Below are 20342 nucleotides of genomic sequence, written 5' to 3'. Positions count from 1 at the left end.
GTCGCCGGGATCGGCCTGCGGGTGCTCGACGCCCTCGGGGCCGCGCACGCGTCGGGCGTCCTGCACCGGGACGTCAAACCCGCCAATGTCATGCTCACCGACGACGGGCGGGTGCTGCTGACCGACTTCGGCATCGCGACCATCGCCGGGGACTCCGCGCTCACCCAGTCCGGGTTCCTGACCGGCTCCCCGGGCTACATCGCCCCGGAGCGCCTGCGGGGTGAGACCGACGGCCCGCCCGCCGACCTGTGGTCGCTCGGCGCCACGCTCTTCACGGCGGTGGAGGGCGGCCCGCCGTTCGCCGGTCCGAACACGGCCGCCACGCTGGCGGCCGTGCTGATGCAGGAGCCCGCCCCCTTCAGACTGGCCGGGCCGCTCGCCCCCGTGCTGGCCGCGGTCCTGGAGAAGGACCCGGAACGGCGCTGCCTCCCGGACGAGGTGGCCGGCTCGCTGGAGGCCATTTCCCGGGGAAACCCCGCGACCGCCCCGGCACCGAGACAGAAGCAGACCAGGCCGGTACGCCCGCCTCGACGCGGCCGGACCAAGCTCGTCGTGGGTGCCGTGCTGGCGATGGTGCTGGTCGTGGCGGCGTCGGTCGTGGTCGTGCCGTACCTGTTTCCGAACGTCATCCGCATGCTCGGCTTCGCGCTCTCACCCCGGATCACCTACTCCGTGCCGACATTCGGCCCGCCGACGACGGCCACGCCGCAGATCAAACGCGACTTCGAGGCGTGTGACCTGCTGACCAGCGCCCAGGTGCGCTCGTTGCTGGGCGGCTCTGCCAAGCGCCAGTGGATGGCCGCCAGCAGCTGCATGTGGAACAAGGGGGACGGCACCGCACTGACCCTCATGGCCATGCGCTCCAGCTGGGGCAGTACCGCCTATTTTGAGCAGTTGGTCAAGACCATGAAGGACGAGCCGAAGCGCGTCCCGGGGACCAAGGTGCGCAAGGGGCCGGACGTCGGTGACGAGGCGTACAGCTTCACCCAGAAGGCGATCAGCTTCGGGGCCCCGCTCTACCGGACGGAGATCTCCTTCCGCCTGTCGAACGCCTGGGTGATGCTCACCCTCACCCACCGGCAGCCCGGATTCGCCACCGCCGACCGGGCGGCCAAGCTGGTCGCGGCGGCCATCGGCAAGTATCGCTAGCGCGCCCTGGTTGATGCCTCATCCTGCCGGGCCTCATAAGGTTGGGTCATGCCTCGTTTCCGCCAGATCCTGGACACCATGGCCGCCTACAAGCCGGGCAAGGCCGTAGTGGCCCCCGACGGCCGGTCGTACAAGCTGTCCTCGAACGAATCCCCGTACGACCCGCTGCCGTCCGTGGTCGAGGCCATCGCCGAGGGAGCGCGGCAGATCAACCGCTATCCCGACCCCGGCGCGGTCGAGCTGACCGAGGCCATCGCCGAGCGGTTCGGCGTGCCGTTCGAGCACATCGCTCTCGGCGCGGGGTCCGTCACGGTGGCGCAGCAGCTGTTCGAGTCGGTCGGGGATCCCGGGGTCGAGGTCGTGTACGCGTGGCGGTCGTTCGAGGCGTACCCGCTGCTCGCTGACCTGGCCGGGGTGAAGTCGGTCATGGTGCCGCTGGCCGGTGAGGACCACGACCTGGACGCCATGGCGGAGGCGATCAACGACAACACCCGCATGGTGTTCGTCTGCAACCCGAACAACCCCACCGGCACCGCCATCCGCCGGGCGCCGCTGGAGGCGTTCCTGGACCGGGTGCCCGAGCACGTGCTGGTGGTGCTGGACGAGGCCTACCGGGAGTACGTGCGCGACGAGGACGTCCCCGACGGCCTCACCCTCTACCGCGACCGGCCCAACGTCTGCGTCCTGCGCACGTTCTCCAAGGCGTACGGGCTGGCGGGCCTGCGGGTCGGCTACATGATCGCGCACGAGCCGGTGGCGACGGCCGTGCGCAAGACGATCATCCCGTTCGCGGTCAACCAGCTCGCCCAGGTGGCGGCCATCGCCTCGCTCAAGGCCGAGGACGAGCTGCTGGAGCGGGTCGAGCGGGTGGTCAAGGAGCGCACGCGGGTCCGCGAGTCGCTCATCGCCCAGGGCTGGACGGTGCCGCCCACCGAGGCGAACTTCGTCTGGCTCAGGCTCGGCGAGCGCACTCTCGACTTCGCCGCGGCATGCGCGGTCGAAGGAGTGGCCGTGCGGCCGTTCGCGGGGGAAGGCGCCCGCGTGTCGATCGGCGACCCGGAGGCCAACGACGCGTTCCTCGCGGCGGCGAGCGCCTTCCGCGGCTGATCAGCTGCGGCGGCCCTGCCAGTTGAGGTAGGCGACCGACAGCAGCGTGGAGCCGTACTGCGACTCGACGGCGTGGTCGGCGTAGACCGCCAGCGCGTGCGTGAACAGTGCCTCGTCCCACCGGGCCACCGGCATGAAGCGCGGCGCCTGGAGGTACTGCCCGGCGGGGGCCAGGCCGCCGCTGCCGTCCACCCTCAGGAAGGTCGTCGCGACGCCGCTGTCGGTCGTGGCCATGTTCTTGGTGTAGCTGCGGGCGAAGCGGGCCATGTCGCCGCCGCTGAAGCCGAGGCCCCATCGGTGCGCGACGGCGGCGAACTCGACGTCGATCCCGCCGTGGCTGAGGTCCTCCATCTGCTGCGCGCCCTTGGGCGGCGACCCGTAGGACGGGGTCCACTCGGAGACGCCGTCGGCCTTGGTGTAACCGCTGTAGAGCTTGCCGAAGCCGGGCCAGTACGGCCAGTAGTAGGCGTCCTTGTCGTTGACCTTGAGGTCACGGGCGAACGTGGCGGCCAGCAGGCGGGTGCGGTCACGGAAGAGAGGTTCGCCGGTCGCCGCCGCCAGCTCCGCGTAGGTCTGGCCGAGGGAGACGCTCTGGTTGATGGGCTGCTCGACGCCGTCGTAGGGGACGGGCATGCCCTTGGGCCAGATGTAGTAGCCGTCCGCCACCCATTCGGGGTCGTGCGCGGCCGCGGCGGCCCGGCACGCCTCGAGGTACTCGGCGGCCTTGGCGCGGTAGCGTGCGTTGGCGCGCAGGCGCGGGTCCCGGCGGACGATCCGGACGAACGACGCGAGCGGGTAGGTGATCATGCCGGTGTGCACGGAGAAGATCACCGGCGCGGCGGCCAGCTTGAACGTCCCCAGCGCCGGCATCGCGGCCCCCGCGGGCGAGGGCCGCAGGTCCTTGGCCGTCGCCATGGTCGCCGACGGGTAGGCGTCGAGGATCCGCTTCACGGCGTAGTCGGGGCTTTCGGGGTCCATCGTCAGGTCGGCGAAGGTGGACACCTTGCTCTTGACGGGGTTGCTCACCTCCAGCGTGAAACGCCCCTCCGAGGTGCCCGCCCGTACGGTGGCCACCGCGTCGTTGACGTTGGTCAGCGCGCTGCGCACCTCGAGGAGCGGCTGCCCCGACGCGTCGAGCAGGCTCACGCCGCCCGCGCTGTAGACGAGGCTGCGCCAGGCGGGCAGCGACAGGCCGCGATAGTCGGTGACGCCGCGCTCGGAGTCACGGTTGCCCAGCACGGGGTCGGCATAGTCGATGAGCCGGTCCAGATAGGAGGTGTCGCGGTAGGCCTCGTACATCCTGATGTAGGCGGCCATCACGTAGGACGCGCCCCAGCCGAGACCGCCCGCCTCGTTGGTGTCGGTGGGCTGGCCCAGGGCGCCGCTCTCGCGGAACACCTTGTCGAACAGGTCGAACGTTTCGCGCGCGGTGTAGTCGTAGCCTGCCGCGGCGCGTGCCGTGCCGGGTAATGCCAGGACGCCGAGGGAGAGCGCGCCCAGACCGAATTGGCGGCGAGTAAGCATGGATGACCCTTTCACGAGCGGGCGACGTCAGCTCTTGACCGCGCCGCGCATGCCTTCCAGGACGTGTCGTTGCATGATCATGAAAAAGACGACGACGGGCAGGATCGAGATGATCGTGCCTGCCGCCAGGCTGCGGACGTCGGTGCCGGTGATTCCGGCCAGGTAGGCGATCCCCAGCGAGACGGGATACAGCGAGGAGTCCTTCAGCACGACCATCGGCCAGATGAAGCTGTTCCAGACCGAGATGAAGCCGAAGACGGCGAGGATGGCCAGAGTGGGGCGGGCGGCGGGCAGCATGACGTGCCAGAAGATGCGTAGTTCGTGGCAGCCGTCGGTCCTGGCGGCGTCCACCACCTCGCGCGGCACCCCGGCGAAGGTCTGCCGGAGCAGGAAGATCCCGAACGCCGAGAGCAGGCCGGGCAGGATCACTCCCAGGTAGCTGTCGGCCATCCCGATCTGGGAGACCACCAGGAACCTCGGCAGCAGCATGACCTCGCCGGGCATGAACATGGTGGCGAGGATCGCGAAGAAGATCAGGCTCCGGCCGCGGAAGACCATCTGTGCCAGCGGGTACGCGCACAGGGCCGAGACCAGGATGTAGAGCGGCACCATCACCGCGACGAGGAGCACCGAGTTGAACAGGTAGCGCGGGAACGGGATGGCCGTCCACGCCTCCTTGGCCCAGGTGAGCACGGGGGGCCGGGGGATGATGTCCGGCGGGAAGGAGAAGACGGGCTGGCCCGCCGGCTTCAACGCCGCCGACAGCAGGACGAGAAACGGGCCGACGAACACCAGGGCGATCGCGGTGAGCAGCACGTACATGCCTATGCGGCGCATCCACCAGCCGAGCCTGTGAGTCAACGCTCGTCCTTCTTTCCACTGGTGAGCCGGTAGTTGAGCAGGGCCATCACGATCAGCAGGACCCACAGGACGAGGCCGACGGCGCTGGCGTAGCCCATGTCGTACTTCTCGAACGCCTCGGACCAGATGTAGTAGCCGAGCATCAGGGTGGCGTCCTGCGGGCCGCCCTTGGTCATCACGAAGACGGTGGTGAACGCCTGCATCGCGTCGAGCATGGCCATCGTGATGGTGACCGCGATGTAGGGGACCATCAGCGGGACGGTGATGCGCCGCATCCGGTGCCAGCCGTTGGCGCCGTCTATCTTGGCGGCCTCGTAGAGGTCCGACGGGATCGTCTGGAGGCCCGCGAGATAGATCATCATGTAGACGCCCATGTTCTTCCAGCCCTCGACCAGGGTCAGCGCGGGCAGCGCCCAGACGGGGTCGAGGAGGTACTGGATGGGCTGGTCCAGGATGCCGAAGCCGGTGAGCAGCCAGTTGACGACGCCTTGCTGGTGGAAGACGTAGTTCCAGGTCACCGCGACCGCGACCATCGAGGTCACGACCGGCAGGTAGTAGAGCATCCTGAACGTCCTGATGCCGGGCAGCTTCTGGTTGACCAGCACGGCCAGCGGCAGCGGGAACACGACGAGCAGCGGGAACAGCCCCACGAAGAACACCAGCGAGTTGCGCAGGGCGGTCCAGAACCGGGCGTCGTCGAAGATCTTGACGAAGTTGTCCAGCCCGGTGAAGACGGGCGGGCTGACGCCGTCGTAGTCGGTGAAGGAGAGCTGAAGCGCGGTGACGGCCGGCCAGGCGAAGAACACCCCGAACAGCACCAGGGCCGGTATCGGGAAGAGGTACGGCGTGTACCAGCGCTGCCCTGGAATCCGGCTGGTGGCCACCGGCCTCACATCCTTCGATCTTTAATAGTGACGTCCAAAGTCTCGATAAGAGTTGGCCGGAATTTTGACGCAGCCTATAGACGGCCAAAGATGACCGTCAAGATCTGGCTCTTGACGCGCTAGGCCAGGGACTGACATCGTGCCGAAAGAATCATTAAGGACGGCCATAATTTGGCAGGAGGTCCCGGGTGTTGAGGAGAAGAGCCTTGGTGGGGGCAGGCGCGCTCGCGCTGGCTCTCATGTCGTCCGGCTGCGTCGCCGGAACCTCGGGCAGCACGTCCGGGGGGCAAGCGGATGACCAGCCGTTCGAGGGCGAGGTCGAATTCTGGACGATCAACCTGAAGAAGAACTTCGGCGCATACATCGACGGTCTGATCGCCCAGTACCAGAAGGACCACCCCAAGGTCACCGTCAAGTGGGTCGACGTGCCCGGGCAGGACATCGCGACCAAGCTGCTCGCTGCGGTCGCCAGCGGCGACGTCCCCGACGCGGTCAACATCGCCTCCCCCGACCTCGGCAGGTTCACCCCGTCGCTGGCGCCTCTCGACGAGCTGCTCAAGCCCGCCGACCTCGCCGACTTCCAGCCGAACCTGGTCGAGCCGCTGCGCGTGTCGGGCAAGCTGTACGCCGTGCCGTGGTACAACGGCGGCACGCCCGTGGGCATCTACCGCAAGTCCGTCGTCAGCAAGGCGGGCTTCGACGAGAAGGCCCCGCCGAAGTCGTACGCCGAGGCGCTCGCCCTGGCCGACAAGGTCTACGCCGAGACCAAGGTCTACGGCACCAACGACATCCCCGGCGTCAACGCAGCTTCAGTGCTGCGCTACTACGGCATCGACCTGCTGAGCGCCGACAAGAAGAAGGCGGCGTTCAACACGCCCGAGGTCGCCGAGCTGCTGGACACGTTCAAGAAGAGCTACGACAAGCACGGCCTCGCACCGGGAACGGTCTCCAAGGAGGTCAGGAACTTCCCGCAGACCCTGGAGAACGGCCAGCTCGCGATGGCGGCGAGCGCGGCGGCTGCGACGCTGGTCAACATCCAGAAGAACGCTCCCGACGTCTACAAGGACCTGCTCGTCACCGAGGCCGTGCAGACCAAGACCGGCGGATACCTGCTGCTCGCCCAGCAGACCATGGCCATCCCCAAGGCGTCGAAGCATCAGCGGGCGGCGGCCGAGTTCATCAAGTTCTTCACCAACGGGGCCAATCAGCTCGCGTTCTGCAAGCTGGTGCCGATCTACCCCTCGACGATCTCCTCCACCAAGGACGCCTTCTTCACCGGCGCCGGCGGCGACGACCCGATGGACGTGGCCCGCCAGGTGATCGTCAAGGGTCTGCCGAAGCTGGAGTACGTCCCGCTGGGCACGGCCAAGGACGCCGAACTGGCGGAGTCGCTGGCCGAGGAGATCAGAGCCTTCCTCCAAGGATCGAAGAGCGCCAAGGAGGCGCTCGACGCCGCAGAGAAACAGTGGAATGACGCACTTGCCTAAGCTCAGAGTCGGGATCGTCGGGGCCGGGATCATGGGTCGCGGCCACGCCGAGGTCCTGTCCGCCCACCCGGACGCCGAGGTCACAGCCGTCGCGCGGCACGCTCTCGACGCCGCCCCGCAGGCGACCGTCTACCCCGGCTACCGCGAACTGCTCGCGTCCGGCACGGTCGACGCCGTGTCGATCACCACCCCCGACCACCTGCACGCGGACGTGATGGTGGCGGCGGCGGAGGCCGGGGTGCACATCCTGGTCGAGAAGCCGTTCACGACCACAGTCGAGGACGCCGACCGCTCCGTGGCCGCGGTCCGGCAGGCGGGCGTCACCGCGATGTGCCTGTTCAACCACCGCTGGGTGCCCGCCTACGCGCAGGCCAAGCAGCAGATGGAGCTGATCGGTGAGCCGGTCGTGGGCTACGCCCGCAAGGACGACACGATCTACGTGCCCACCGAGATGATCGGCTGGGCCGACCGGACGACCTGCGCCTGGTTCCTGTCGAGCCACGACATCGACCTGGTCACCTGGCTCTACGACGACCACGTGGTGGAGGTGTTCGCCACCGCCCGCCACGGCAAGCTGCGCGGGATGGGCATCGACACCCCCGACGCGATGCAGATCCAGGCCCGCTTCAGCCGGGGCGCCGTCGCCACCTTCGAGTCGGCCTGGATCTACCCGAACACCTTCCCGACCATGGTCGACAGCTACATCACCGTGGCCGGCGAGTCGGGCGTCATCCAGCTCGACAGGCAGAAGGAGAACATCCAGCTCGCCACCGAGAAGTCCTACTCCTACCCGCGCAACATGCTCCAGCGGGTCGTGCACGGCATCCCCGCGGGCGCCTACCGCGACGCGATCCACCACTTCGTCGACTGCGCCCGCACCGGCGCCGAGCCGCTGATCAGCGTGGAGAGCTCGCGGCACGTGACAGCCGTGCTCGCCGCCGCGCACAAGTCCGCCCGCACCGGACGGCCGGTGACATGTTCGTAGAGAAACCGCCGCACGTGCATCCCACGCGCATGCGGCACATCACTGACGAAGCGCTCCTCGAAGCGCTCGGAACGAGCGGCGTCGCCGAGGCCAGGGCCTGGCGACGGCGACGGCCGGTCCCGGCGGCCCTCGGTGCGGAGGGCGCGGACGCCCTGCTCGGGATCGAGGTCGACTTCCTCGACAAGGGCCACGGCCGCTCGCTGCTGTACGGCTTCCACTACCTGCGCTGGATGTCCCCGCTGATCACGGCCTACGCCGAGACCCGGGACCCCCGCTACGCCGCCGAGTGGGACCGCCTGTTCCGCCAGTGGTACGACGACCGCGACCGGGTCAAGGGTGACTGGCCGGGGCTCGACGTGGTCTGGTATTCGCTCGGCGTCCGCGCCCGCGCCATGTACGTCACCGAGGCGCTGGCCGTCTTCGCGGACGAGCCGGCGCTGAGCGACGAGTGCTGGTTGCGGATGATGAAGACAGTCCTCGGCGGCGCCAGGTGGTCGGCCGAGGAGCACGACGAGTTCCGCCACGGCAACTGGCAGTTCGTCAACGCGTGCGAGCTGCTGCACACGGCCAGGGTGTTCGCCGACCTCCCCGAGGCGGGGCAGTGGGCCGAGGTCGCCATGGCCCGCATCCTGGAGCACCTCGACCGGGACGTGCGCGCCGACGGCGGCCACCACGAGCGCTCGCCCAGCTACCACCTCATGTGCCTGGAGAACCTCGAACGGGCCGTGGCCGTCGAGCCCTCGCTCGCGCGGCACCCGCGCCGCCAGGCCATGTACCGCTGGCTGAGCGTCCTCACGGCGTCCGGCGGCTGGGTGCCACACCTGCAGGACAGCGGCCTGATCTGGCCGGAGGGCGTCGAGCCGGTCGAGGGCTCCCACAACCTGGAGGCCAGCGGCTACGCGACCTTCCGCCACGGCGACTTCCACACCGTCGTCAACTACGGTCCGTACGTCGGGCACGAGCTCGAGCCGCACAGCCACCACGCGGCGCTCGACTTCGTGCTGTCGGGCTGGGGTGTGCCGCTGGCCTGGGAAGGGGGCGGTCCGCCGTCCTACGACGACCCCGGCTACTACGACTGGTACCAGGCGACCAGGGCGCACAACACGCTGCTCGTGCCGGGCGAGGACTACACCGAGGACCGCCGCGCCGCCTGTGACCTGTTCTCCGTCTCCGCGGAGGCCGACGTCTTCGCCGGGCACCACCACGGCTACAGCGCGCGGCATGACCGCGAGATCGTCTTCGTCAAGGGCGATGACCCGTACTGGATCGTCACCGACCGGATCGACGCGGAGGCGGTCTGGCAGGTCCACGGCCTGACGCCGTGGGTGGAGCGCGACGGCGGATTCGCGGGCACCCGTGGCCCGGGCATCCTCGTGGTGCCTCTGGAACCACCCGACGAGGTGCTGTACGGGACGGGTCCGGCCAGGATCCCGGACCCTGCCACCAGGACCGCCGAGTACGGCGAGATCCACTCGCTCGGCCTGAGGCGCGCCGACGGCAGGTTCACCGTCGGCATCTTCCCCTACCGAGACGAGCTCCCCTCTATCCCCGAAGATTGGACGGTTCATGCTGATCGACGCTGACGCGATGCTCGGCCGCTACCCCCGCAGGGAAGCGGGCACGGGCTCGATCACGGAGGCGCTGGACAGAATGGACCGCTTCGGCATCGCGGAGGCCGTGGTCAGCCATACCCTCTCGTGGCTGCACGACCCCGCGACGGGCAACAGGGAGCTGCTCCGCCTGGTGGCCGGCCGGCCCAGGCTGCGTCCCTGCTGGGTGATGCTCCCCGACACCTGCGGCGAGACCGGCACACCGGACGAGTTCGTGACCGCGGCGCTGGAGGGCGGGGTGTGCGCCGTCCGCGCCTACCCCGCCGACCACGGCTACGAACTCGCGGGCGGCGACTGCGCGGCCATGCTCGCCGCCATCGCGGAAGCCGGGCTCCCGCTGCTCGTGGACGCGGCCCAGACCAGTTGGCCCGCCGTCGAGTCCGTCTCCATCGCGCACCCGGAGCTGAAGGTCGTGGTCGGAGCGCTCGGCTACCGCCAGCTGAGGCAGGCGGGCGGGGTGCTCTCCCGCACCGGCAACGTTTACCTGGGGCTGGCCAACCTGTCCTCGCACTGTGGGCTCGAATGGCTCGTCGAGCGGTACGGCGTCCGCCGTCTCGTCTTCGGCACAGGGGCACCGCTCAGGGACCCCGCCGAGGCGGTCACCCGGCTGCTGTGGGCGGAGCTCGACGACGACGCCGTGGCCACCATCGGCGCCGGCACCCTGCTGGGACTGCTGCCCGTGGAGGCGGTGTGAACGCGATCACCTCGGCGCTGTGGCAGCGGCGCCCGCAGACCAGTGTCCGGATCGTCGACGCGCACGCGCACGCCGGCCCCTACAGCCTGTTCTTCATCCCCGAGTCCTCCTCCGACGCGATGGTCAGGGTGATGGACAGGTGCGGCGTGGCGCACGCCGTCATCTCCAGCCACCTGGCGATCCAGCTCGACGCGGCAGCGGGGAACGCCGCGACCGCCGAGGCTGTGGAACGCGCGCCGGATCGGTTCACCGGATACCTGACGATCAATCCCTGGCAGGATCCCGACGGCGAGCTGGACAAATGGAGCGCGGATCCGCGCTTCGGCGGCATCAAACTCCACCCCGACCTGCACGACTACCCGCTCACCGGCAGGCGCTACGCCCGCGTGTGGGAGTTCGCGCAGCGCACCGGCTGCCCGGTGCTCACCCACACCTACGACGGCTCCCCCTACAACGATCTGGCCGCGGTGGACGCCGTCGCGTCGGAGCACCCTGACGCGGTGATCGTCGCAGGGCACGCGGGCGCGACCCCGCTAGGTTTCGAGAAGGCCATCGAGGTGGCGCAGCGGCATCAAGGGGTCATTCTGGAGGTGTGCGGGTCCTTCAACACCGGGCCCGACATCGCCAGGATGGTGCGGGAGGTCGGTCACGACCGAGTCGTCTACGGATCCGACTTTCCCTTCATCGATCTTCGGATCTCCCTGGGGAGGGTAATCTTCAGTGGCCTCGCAGAGGGGGACCAGGCCGCGGTGCTCGGTGCGACGATGACCCGCTTGCTTCAGTGGAGATCTGGACTGGGGTGATCAAGATCATGGATCGGCTGCGTTCGGAATCGCGGCCCAGGGTGACGATCGGGGTCGTAGGGCCGCACGATCTCGTCGAAGAGATCATGATGATCGGCGCCGACCTTCCGGCCGCCGCGGACTGGCGGCTGGTCGGCGCGCCGCATGCCGAGGAGCACGAGACCTACGAGAAGTTCTCGAGGATCGCCGACAGCATCGACGTGGTGCTGTTCACCGGGCCCCTCCAGCACGACCTGGCCAGGCAAGCGGGCGAGCTGCCCGTCCCCGCCACGTTCGTGCCCATGAGCGGGGCCAGCCTGTACGCCAGCCTGCTGCGCGGGGTGCTCAGCCACGGGATCGACCCGTCCAGGGTGAGCATCGACTCGCTGCCCGCCGCCGACGTGGAGGAGGCGTACAGCGAGATCGGCGTTAGCACGGCCGGCGTGCACCTTTCCGAGTACGACCGGCCGGAGTCGGCCCGCCGCTTCAGCGCCTTCCACGAGCAGCTCTACCGCCAGGGTGAGACCACCGCGGCGCTCACCACGATAAGGAGCGTCGCCAACAAGCTGACCGCCGCCGGGGTCCCCGTGCTGCGCCTCCTGCCGACCTCTCACACGTTGCGCATCGCGCTCAACACCGCCGCCCTGCTCGGCACCGGCAGCAGGCTGGAGGACGCGCAGATCGCCATCGTGGTCGTCGAGATCGCCGCCTCCGCCAAGCCCAGTTACTCCGGGCCGGGCAACTACTGGCAGCAGGAGCTGAAGCTGTCGCTGCACCGGTCGCTGCTCGCCGACGCGCGGCTGATGGGCGCCACCGTGGTGCCCCGCGACGACAACAGCTACGTCGTCACCGCCACCGTCGGCGCTCTCGGCCAGGCCACCGAGGGGTTCAGGATGGCGCCGTTCATGGACCGGATCCGCTCCGACGTGGGGGTCGACGTCGAGGTCGGCATCGGGCTCGGCAGCACGGCCCGCGACGCCGACGCCAACGCGCTGGCGGCCGTCGAGAAGGCGCGCAACGCGGGGGCCGCAGCCGCGTACCTGGTCAGTGGCGACGGCACCGTGCTGTCGCTGCCGGTGCGCAGGCGCCGGCGACAGGAGAGCGAGCCCGTCGTCACCACAAAGGCGGCCAAACTGCTTGAACGCCTGATGGAAGGCCTCCACGACGGCGACACGATGGTGGTCGACGCCGAGGTCGTCGCGGACGTGCTGGCGATCTCTCCTCGCAGTGCCCGCCGGGTCCTCCAGAGCCTCGCGGAGGAGGGGCTGGCCTGGCCGATGCCCCCGGTCAAGGGCACCCAGGCAGGCAGGCCCCGTCAGCCGTACCGGCTCGTGAGGGGCTAGGCGCCGGGCCGGAATCCGGCCCGGCGGTACTCGGTGGGAGAGCAGCCGACGTACCGGCTGAACGCGGTCCGCAACGCCTTGGCGCTCGGGTAGCCGGTGTGCGCGGCGATCACGTCCACCGACAGGGTGGAGGTGGAGAGCAGCCGGCGCGCATGCCGCAGGCGCAGGCTCGTCAGGTGGCGCAGGAACGTGGTGCGGCGCTCCTCCGCGAACAGGTGCGAGATGTAGAACGGGCTCGCGCTCACCGCCTCCGCCACCGTCGCCAGGCGGAGCCCGGCGTCGGTGTAATGCTCGGCCATGTACGACTCCGCGAGCGCGAGCACGTCCCTGCGCGGCGGCTCGGGCATCAGCCGCCCGAGCGTCTCGCGCAGCCACATGTGCAGGTAGGAGCGCTCGTGGATGTCGCCGACCGTGATGATGTCCTCGATGGGCAGCCGGGCGCACGCCACGACCCAGTCGGTCGAGCCGTCGGCCAGCCTGGCCCGGTTGGCCACGTCCACGACGAACAGCAACTGCCCGATGAGCCAGTTGCGCAGGGTCTGGGGGTCGGCATCGCGGGCGCACCTGTCGACCCAGCTCGCCAGCAGCCCCGCCGCGCCGTTGCTGTCGCCCGCGCGGACGCGCCTGGTCAGCTCCCGCTCGATCCGTACGGGCGGCGTCGTGGCCACACCGCCGCCGGAGGGCGGTTCGATCACCCGGTCGCCACCGAGCACGAGCTTGTAGCCGTTGACCCGCCGGGCGTCCCGCTCGGCCGCGATCGCGCCCACGCTGGGGGAGCCCAGACTGACGGTGGCGGTCCACGCCGTCTCGCGGACGATCCTGGCCCGTACCTCCTCCGCCAGCGCGGCCGCGTCTGACATCAGCGCGTCGGGATCGGCGCCCGTCAGCAGGACGAGCCACTCCTCCGGCGGCTGCGAGCGGCAGGTCGCCCCCGGGCGGCCGCTGGTGGCCGCGCGCACCGCCTGGTCGGCGTGCTGGAGCTGGCGATGCGCCCACGACCGCCCCCGAGCCTGCTCAGAAACCATGAAGTCGTCGATGTCCACCAGGGCGGCCACAGCGTAGGTCATGCCCCTACTTTAGGCGGACCGAAATTTGACCGTATTCACCAGCGTCCCGATTTTCTCCACCGTGGCCCGCATGGTGTCGCCGTCCTTGAGCGGGGCGATCCCGGCGATGGTGCCGGTCGCGATGAGGTCGCCCGGCATCAGCGTCATCCCGTCGGACAGATCGGCGATGAGCCGCGGGAGGTCGAAGACCATCTGCCTGGTGTTGGCCCGCTGCCTGACCTGGCCGTCCACCTCCAGGGTCAGCTCGAGCGCCTGCGGGTCGGGCACTTCGTCCACCGTCGCCAGGTACGGGCCCGCGGGCGCGAAGGTGTCGAAGCCCTTTGACTGGTCCCACGGCACGTTGCGGGCGATATTGGCCAGTTGCAGGTCGCGGGCCGTCATGTCGTTGATCACGGTGTATCCGGCGACCGCCTCGCGCCACCTCTCGGCCGGCAGATCCCTGGTCACCTTGCCGATGACCACGGCCAGCTCGACCTCGTGCTCCAGATGGCGGGTGCGGGCGGGGGCGATGACCGGGTGGTTGTGGCCCACGAGCGCGGACGGCGGCTTGAAGAACAGCACCGGCTCCGGCGGGACCTCCAGGCCGCTCTCGTCCGCGTGCTCCTGGTAGTTCAGCGCCAGGCAGCAGATCTTCGTGCAGGTGGCCACGGGCGGCTCGAAGATCACCGCGCTCTCGTCCAGCGTGGGGCCGTCATGGCCAGCCACCAGCCCCGTCAGGCGGTCGAGCCCGTACGTATCCAGGGCCGCCACCGGGTCTGATCCGAGATCTGGGCCGAGGCCGGCCAGGCTCACCAGCTCACCGGCCGCGCGCCGGGCCACCAGCTCGACGGGGCCGGAGGGGGTACGCCGAATGCGTCCAAGAAACATGTCCGTAAGCCCATCAAGGGCCAGTGACCTCCACAAGAACCGAAATTTGCGCTTACGACCCGCTTCTTGCTCTCTTTCTTGTCGTCAGGCAATATGTCGCCGTTTGATGGTCGGCATGACCCGGACTCTGGATGCCACGCGCGACCTCTACACCACTGCCCAGCGTTACATCGCAGGCGGCGTCTCGAGCGACGCCCGCCGTACCGCGGGCGTGCCGCTCTACGTGGACAGGGCATCGGGGGCCAGGCTCTGGGACGTCGACGGCAACGCCTACATCGACTACGTGCTCGGCCAGGGCCCCGCGCTGCTCGGTCACTGCCCGCCCGCCGTGGTGGAGGCCGTCACCGCGCAGGTGGCCCGCGGCATCGTCTACTCCGCCCAGCACGCGGCGGAGGCCCGCGTCGCCGAGCAGTTGTGCTCGATGGTGCCTTCGGCGGAACGCGTCCGCTTCAACACCGTCGGCTCCGAGGCCGCGCACGCCGCCTGGCGGCTGGCGCGCGGCTTCACAGGACGCCCCAAGATCCTCAAGTTCGAGGGCCACTACCACGGCTGGCTCGACCCGGTCCTCTACAGCGTGCACCCGTCCCTGGACGACGCGGGCCCGCAGGACCACCCTCGCGCCGTCCCCGGCACCGCGGGCCAGCCACCCGCCGCCGACCTGGTGATCTGCCCCTGGAACGACCTGGACGCGCTCACCCGCCTCATGGAGGAGCACGCGGGACAGATCGCCGCCATCGTCACGGAGCCGGTGCTCTGCAACACCGGCGCCATCGAGCCGGATCCCGGCTACCTCCAGGCGGTGCGCGAGCTGTGCGACCGCCACGGCAGCCTGCTGATCTTCGACGAGATCATCACCGGTTTCCGGCTCGCCCCCGGAGGCGCGCAGGAGTACCTCGGCGTCAGCCCCGACCTGTCGGTCTTCGGCAAGGCGATGGCGGGCGGCATGCAGGTGTCCGCGCTGGCGGGGCGGGCATTTGTGATGGACGCCATCTCCTCGGGCAAGGTCGCGCACGCGGGGACGTTCAACTCGCAGCCCGTCGGCATCGCCGCCGCCGAGGCCACCCTCCGCATCCTGGACGAGCAGCGCGAGGAGGTCTACGGCACCCTCTACGCCCGGGGCCGGCAGCTCATGAGCGGCCTGCGCGAGGCCGCGGCAAGGGCGGGTGTCCCGATGCTGGTGGACGGGCCCGGGCCGGTCTTCCAGACGTACTTCACCGACCAGTCCGCGGTGCGCGACTACCGCGACTTCGCCAGGACCGACCGCGCCATGATGGCCCGCCTACACGCCGCGCTGCTCGACCGCGGGGTCAACATGGTGCCGCGCGGACTGTGGTTCCTGTCCACCGCTCACACCGAGGCGGACGTCGCCGCCACCGTCGAGGTCTTCGAGGACGCGCTTCGATCCCTTCCGCTCGGTTGAGATCACCAGTGCCACGCCGACCAGGATGACCAGGCCGCCGGCGACCACCTGGGTCGTGAGCGGCTCGTGCAGCACGAGCGTGCCGAGCGCGACCGCCACGGCCGGGTTGACGTAGGCGTAGGTGGAGACCAGCGAGATGGGGGCGTTGCCCAGCAGCCACGAGAACGCGGTGAAACCGATCAGGGACCCCACCAGGACCAGGTAGGCCAGCGCCACCCAGGATCTGGTGGTGACGGCCGACACGTCGAGCCGCTCACCGAACCCGGTGCCGAGCACCAGCAGCCCGGCACCACCCACGACCATCTCGATCACGCTGGTGGCGAGCGCGTTGGCGGGCATCTCGATCCTGCTCGACAGGAACGAGCCCACGGCCCATGACACCGAGGCGAGCAGCACGACCACGATCCCGACGCCACTGCCGCCCTGGGCGCCGGTCAGCGACAGCGCCCCGACCCCTACGAGCCCGACCAGCACGCCCGCGAGCGTGAGCACCTTGGGACGGTCGCGCACGGCGAATCTGAACACGACCAGCCACAGCGGCACCGAGGCCACCAGGAGCGCGGACAGGCCCGTGGAGATGTACTGCTCGGCCACCGCCAGCAGCCCGTTGCCCGTGGTCAGCAGGAGTACGCCCGCGAGAGCCGCGCCGAGGGCCTGCCTGCGCGACATCTTGAACGCCGCCGGCCCTGACCGCACCAGCAGGAAACCGGCGAGCAGGGCGGCGGCGGTGATGAACCGCAGAGCCGCGCTGAGCATGGGCGGGATCGACTCGATCGCGATGCCGATCCCGAGATACGTCGAACCCCACACCACATAGACGATCGCCAAGGCGCCCCAGACCATGAGCGCGCGACTGTCAGTGGTGTTCGCCTTCATGACTGATGACAATACAGGTCGGCACTGACGTATTCCGGCGGGTATCGGACCGGGCTGTGACAATTCCCCAACGCCGACAACGCCGCCGCCCTGCCCACTGTGGCGTCGGCCTGGCCTTCGAGGCCGAGCGTCCACCGCGGCCGCGGGGTCCCCGGCATCGTGGTCGTCGACTCGCGCAGTCAGGAGAGCTGGGACCAGGGCCACATCGAGGGCGCCGCACACAACGGCGTCACCCGTGCCGCCCGGTGTCCGACATCGTCTGCGCCTGCCGAGTGGGCCGCACAACGTCCTCAAAGGCTCACTGAAGGGCCTTGCGGCAGTGCGGGTATACGGAGGACGTCCCGAGCCGCCAGCGGCCCGCACAGACCCGCAAAGCGCAGCAAATCAGCCCGAAACCGGCCGGATCGCTACCACGGATCCCGCCTCCCGAGCGGCAAGGGCTCCCCGAGGCACATGGTGTTGGATGAAACCGCGCCACCGCGGCCAGAAACGCGCACACCGAACGAGCGACTCAACGCGCTCGAATAATTTGGCGCCCCCGTCCGAATCTTGTCGATCGGGGGCGTCCGAGAACATACCCGCATCTACACGGGTCAACCAATAACTTCACTGGAGTCAATGTGTGAGTTCGCAAAGATGACATTGGTTGTCAATATCATCGTCTCCCCCAGGTCACGACAAAGCCCTCAATCGCCTCACAAGGCGCCGTAACGGCGCTCAGCCCCGTGCGGGTCAGCGAGCGTCTCCCTGGAGGCCCTGAGCCCTGTGTGGCGGGTGGCGTGTCGTTGGCTCCGCCGTACAGGATGGGTGGGGGGTTTCAAACCGAGAGCCCGCCGTATGAAGACGACGGGCCTGATCACGGCACTCACCCAATGGGTGACTCAGCGCGGGCCGAGCTTCTCGACAATCAGTCGATACAGCTGGCGCGGACGCCCCGGCTGCGGGGTGCGGTTCGGCGGGAGCGGCCACGCGAGTCCCTCGTCAACCAGCGTGCGCAGCAACCGCCGAGCCGTGCGAGGCGTGACCCCCAGCATCTTGCCCGCCCCCTCGGCGTCGACCACAGTGTCTCCGCCCTCCAGCTTGGCCGCCAGCCGGGCCAGCACCTCCACTCCCTTGGGCTTCAGCGCGGCGGATCCGGTCGGTGGCATGCGCGGGGCAGGGATGAGCGCGCGCCCCTCGCGATCCACCGCGAACCCCTGCGCCTGCTTGCCCGCCTGCGTGCGGGCCAGCGCCGCCCGGGCGTGCGACTCCGCGTCGTGCGTCGTGCGCCCCATGCCCACGCCGACCTCGACCGCCAGCCCCAGCTCGTCCCTGATCCTGGCCGCGAACGGCAGCACCCTGAACCCGTCCGTCGCCGCCACGATCGAGCCCCTGGTAGCGGTAACCAGGTAGCTGTGATCGTCGATGGGCCAGACGGTGGCGTTCATCCGGTTCGCCTCCTGGACCAGGAGCCGGTGCAGCGACAGCCGTAGCTCGTCGCGCCAGTAGCGGGGCGCGGCGCGGCGCACGGGCTCGCGCAGCGTCGGCACCTCCACCAGCACCACGGTCAGCTGCGACTCCTCCAGCCGGTGATGCGCGCCCAGCAGCGCGGCCGTGTGCAGCGCCGTGCGTACCGCGCCCGAGGTCGGCCTGATCCTGATGACCGGCACGCCCGCCGCGTGCAGGCGCTCGGCCACCGAGGGCAGGCACGTCAGCGCCCCCGAGGTGGCGCCCTGCCTGACCAGGCGCTCGTGGTAGGCCGCGATCGTGCCGGTGGCGCCCGGCTCGTCGCGGCTGTGCACGTCCGAGGCGGGGATGCCGAGGTCGGTGTAAGCCTCCTCCACATCGGCCCTGCTCACCACGTCGATGCTGACCCGCTGGGGGTCGATGCGAGGGTCGAGCGCGGCCTTGGCCAGCGCCGCCACCAGTGCTGCTCCACCGAGTTGGACGTACGTCGCGGGCATCGTCAGCACGCCGGAACGCCTGGCCAGGTCATAGGGGACCGGGCTGGCGAACAGGCATGCGTCGACTCCGGGACCGAGCCGCGTCACCTTGTCGGGCGCCTCCTGCTCGTCGCGGTACGCGGCCGCGACCAGGCGACACGGCAGCGGCGCCGCGGCGTGACCCATCAGCATGACTCGCTCGACCAGGTCGTGGGGTCCGACCACGCCGATGGTGAGGTCCGGTGTCATAGCGCCCGGGCGTGACACTCGGGGAGTTTCTTCGGCCCTATCGACCAATGTTCGTCCCATCCAGCCGTCCGTTGCAATGCTCTCTTTTGGAACGATCGCTCGCGGGGGCCGTAATGTCACGCCCGACTTTTCCGGAAAGCCGTTGAGGTTGACCGCCCGACAAGATGTCCTAGCAGCTCAACGAGGTTTTTCTGGCGCTTTTTAGCGCTCTGAAATCTCTCGTGTAATGTCCGCGCCGAGCGCGCGCATTCGGGCGGCGAGATGCGCGTGCCCGCGATCGATGAGGTATCCGGAGTCGATCACGGTCTCCCCCTCGGCGGCGAGCCCGGCGAGCACCAGGGCGATGCCGGAGCGCAAGTCGTGGGCCGTCACCTGGGTCCCGGTCAGCGGCGTACTGCCGCGCACGACGGCCCGGCTGCCGTCGACCTCGACGTTCGCGCCCATCTTGTTCAGCTCTCCGGCCAGGGCGAACCTGCCGTCGAAGATGCGCTCGTGGATGTAGCTGGTGCCGTCGGCGAGCGCCGCGACGGTCATCATCGGGGACTGCAGGTCGGTGGCGAAGCCGGGGTAGGTGTCGGTGATGATGTTGATCGGCCGCAGGGGGCCCTCGCACCGCACGTGCAGCACGGCGCCCTGGCGGGCGAACTCGACGCCCATCTGCTCCAGCTTGTAGCGGACGACCCCGAGGTCGAGCCCCGTGCCCACGAGGCTCAGCTCGCCCCCGGTGATGGCCGCGGCCATCGCGAACACGCCGGCGTCGAGCCGGTCGGGCATCACCGTGTGCTCGACGGCGTGCAGTTCGTCCACACCCTCCACGGTGATGAACCCCGTGCCGCCGCCGCTGATCCGCGCGCCCATTTTGGTGAGCATGTCGATGACGTCGAGCACCTCGGGCTCCAGCGCCGCGTTCTCGATCACCGTCGTGCCCTTGGCCAGGGCGGCGGCCATGATGAGGTTCTCGGTGCCGGTGTGTGACGGGGTGTCGAGATAGAGGGTCGCGCCGGTCAGGCCGGACGCCTTGACGTGGATGACGGTGTCGCCCTCGTCCACGATGGCGCCCAGCCGTTTGTAGCCGAGGTAGTGGAAGTCGAGATTGCGGCTGCCGAGGTTGCAGCCGCCGACGCCCTCCACGATCGCCTCGCCCAGCCGGTGGAGCAGCGCGGGGGTGAACAGGACCGAGCCGCGGAAACGCCTGGCGATGGCGGCCGGCAGTACGGGGCTGTTCACCCTGGAGGCGTCGATGACCAGCGTGCGCTCGGACTCGTGCAGCTCGACGTACGCGCCGACGGACTCGGCCAGCTCGACCGCGCGGCGGACGTCCTCGATGATCGGCACGTTGCGCAGGACGGTGCGGCCCTTGGCGGCGAGCAGAGCCGCACCGATCATGGGTAGCACGGCGTTCTTCGCGCCCTGGATGAACGCGGTTCCACGCAGTGCGTTGCCACCGCGCACGCGGTAACGGACCATTTCGTGCGGCTCCTTGAAATCAACGGTGAGGCTTGATCGGGCCAACAG

Annotated in this window: 16 protein-coding genes and 1 pseudogene; 9 read left to right on the top strand and 8 right to left on the bottom strand. The window is 69.5% G+C overall.

All coding sequences use genetic code 11. From position 1 onward, the window contains the following. Together AB0J09_RS10900 and hisC are read left to right on the top strand one after the other, a co-directional pair. The coding region (locus AB0J09_RS10900) for a serine/threonine-protein kinase (protein WP_360688563.1) at positions 1-1149 on the top strand (1149 nt) is incomplete at its 5' end. Between the two features lie 48 nt (positions 1150-1197). Further along, on the top strand, positions 1198-2256 hold the full coding sequence (gene hisC / locus AB0J09_RS10895; protein WP_360688560.1) for a histidinol-phosphate transaminase: 1059 nt from the start codon (positions 1198-1200) through the stop codon (positions 2254-2256). Here the strand turns inward: hisC and AB0J09_RS10890 are convergent, their stop codons facing one another. The 3 genes from AB0J09_RS10890 to AB0J09_RS10880 are packed head-to-tail and all read right to left on the bottom strand — an operon-like array spanning position 2257 to position 5525. Continuing rightward, complete coding sequence (locus AB0J09_RS10890; RefSeq protein WP_360688557.1) at positions 2257-3780, bottom strand: hypothetical protein; 1524 nt, start codon at positions 3778-3780, stop codon at positions 2257-2259. It lies immediately after the preceding gene. Between the two features lie 27 nt (positions 3781-3807). Further along, complete coding sequence (locus AB0J09_RS10885; protein ID WP_360688554.1) at positions 3808-4641, bottom strand: carbohydrate ABC transporter permease; 834 nt, start codon at positions 4639-4641, stop codon at positions 3808-3810. After that, entirely contained in the window at positions 4638-5525 is an 888-nt protein-coding gene (locus tag AB0J09_RS10880; protein ID WP_360688551.1) for a sugar ABC transporter permease, read from the bottom strand. Before AB0J09_RS10880 ends, AB0J09_RS10885 begins: the two co-directional genes overlap by 4 nt. Positions 5526-5734: 209 nt before the next feature. On the opposite strand from AB0J09_RS10880, the gene AB0J09_RS10875 reads away from it, so the two are divergent. Genes AB0J09_RS10875 through AB0J09_RS10850 form a run of 6 tightly spaced genes read left to right on the top strand, consistent with a single transcriptional unit; the run spans position 5735 to position 12426 of the window. Beyond that, a complete protein-coding gene (locus AB0J09_RS10875; RefSeq protein WP_360688565.1) occupies positions 5735-7012 on the top strand; it encodes an extracellular solute-binding protein in 1278 nt (425 codons plus the stop codon). Further along, complete coding sequence (locus AB0J09_RS10870; RefSeq protein ID WP_360688548.1) at positions 6996-7997, top strand: Gfo/Idh/MocA family oxidoreductase; 1002 nt, start codon at positions 6996-6998, stop codon at positions 7995-7997. The genes AB0J09_RS10875 and AB0J09_RS10870 overlap by 17 nt, the downstream gene beginning before the upstream one ends. A 29-nt stretch (positions 7998-8026) precedes the next feature. After that, positions 8027-9580 carry a heparinase II/III family protein gene (locus tag AB0J09_RS10865; protein WP_360688545.1) on the top strand — a complete coding sequence of 518 codons (1554 nt, stop codon included), beginning with the start codon at positions 8027-8029 and terminating at the stop codon, positions 9578-9580. After that, positions 9564-10301: an amidohydrolase family protein gene (locus tag AB0J09_RS10860; protein ID WP_360688542.1), complete on the top strand. Its 738-nt coding sequence runs from the start codon at positions 9564-9566 to the stop codon at positions 10299-10301. Before AB0J09_RS10865 ends, AB0J09_RS10860 begins: the two co-directional genes overlap by 17 nt. Then, entirely contained in the window at positions 10298-11104 is an 807-nt protein-coding gene (locus AB0J09_RS10855) for an amidohydrolase family protein (protein ID WP_360688539.1), read from the top strand. The genes AB0J09_RS10860 and AB0J09_RS10855 overlap by 4 nt, the downstream gene beginning before the upstream one ends. Next, the gene (locus AB0J09_RS10850) at positions 11083-12426 is read left to right on the top strand and encodes a GTP cyclohydrolase IIa (protein ID WP_360688536.1); all 1344 of its coding nucleotides are present in this window, start codon (positions 11083-11085) and stop codon (positions 12424-12426) included. Before AB0J09_RS10855 ends, AB0J09_RS10850 begins: the two co-directional genes overlap by 22 nt. Here AB0J09_RS10850 and AB0J09_RS10845 read toward each other — a convergent pair. Together AB0J09_RS10845 and AB0J09_RS10840 are read right to left on the bottom strand one after the other, a co-directional pair. After that, the gene (locus AB0J09_RS10845; protein ID WP_360688533.1) at positions 12423-13493 is read right to left on the bottom strand and encodes an AraC family transcriptional regulator; all 1071 of its coding nucleotides are present in this window, start codon (positions 13491-13493) and stop codon (positions 12423-12425) included. The two genes, AB0J09_RS10850 and AB0J09_RS10845, sit on opposite strands and share 4 nt — an antisense overlap. Before the next feature lie 9 nt (positions 13494-13502). After that, the gene (locus AB0J09_RS10840) at positions 13503-14360 is read right to left on the bottom strand and encodes a fumarylacetoacetate hydrolase family protein (protein ID WP_360688530.1); all 858 of its coding nucleotides are present in this window, start codon (positions 14358-14360) and stop codon (positions 13503-13505) included. On the opposite strand from AB0J09_RS10840, the pseudogene AB0J09_RS10835 reads away from it, so the two are divergent. Next, positions 14344-15705, top strand: a pseudogene (locus AB0J09_RS10835) (aminotransferase class III-fold pyridoxal phosphate-dependent enzyme); the annotation flags it as partial. The gene AB0J09_RS10840 and the pseudogene AB0J09_RS10835 overlap by 17 nt on opposite strands. Here AB0J09_RS10835 and AB0J09_RS10830 read toward each other — a convergent pair. The 3 genes from AB0J09_RS10830 to murA all read right to left on the bottom strand — a co-directional run bounded on the left by AB0J09_RS10830 (position 15640) and on the right by murA (position 20294). Further along, a complete protein-coding gene (locus AB0J09_RS10830; RefSeq protein ID WP_360688527.1) occupies positions 15640-16656 on the bottom strand; it encodes an EamA family transporter in 1017 nt (338 codons plus the stop codon). The pseudogene AB0J09_RS10835 and the gene AB0J09_RS10830 overlap by 66 nt on opposite strands. 881 nt (positions 16657-17537) lie before the next feature. After that, positions 17538-18827 (bottom strand): GTP cyclohydrolase IIa, encoded by a 1290-nt coding sequence (locus tag AB0J09_RS10825; RefSeq protein WP_360688524.1) that lies wholly within the window; start codon positions 18825-18827, stop codon positions 17538-17540. A 201-nt stretch (positions 18828-19028) separates the two neighbouring features. Then, positions 19029-20294, bottom strand: coding sequence for a UDP-N-acetylglucosamine 1-carboxyvinyltransferase (murA, locus tag AB0J09_RS10820; RefSeq protein ID WP_360688520.1), 1266 nt, complete (start codon positions 20292-20294; stop codon positions 19029-19031). Positions 20295-20342 lie beyond the last annotated feature (48 nt).

Source organism: Nonomuraea sp. NPDC049784 (assembly GCF_040659615.1).
Classification (GTDB): Bacteria; Actinomycetota; Actinomycetes; order Streptosporangiales; family Streptosporangiaceae; genus Nonomuraea.
This window is presented reverse-complemented; position numbering and strand designations above follow the sequence as displayed.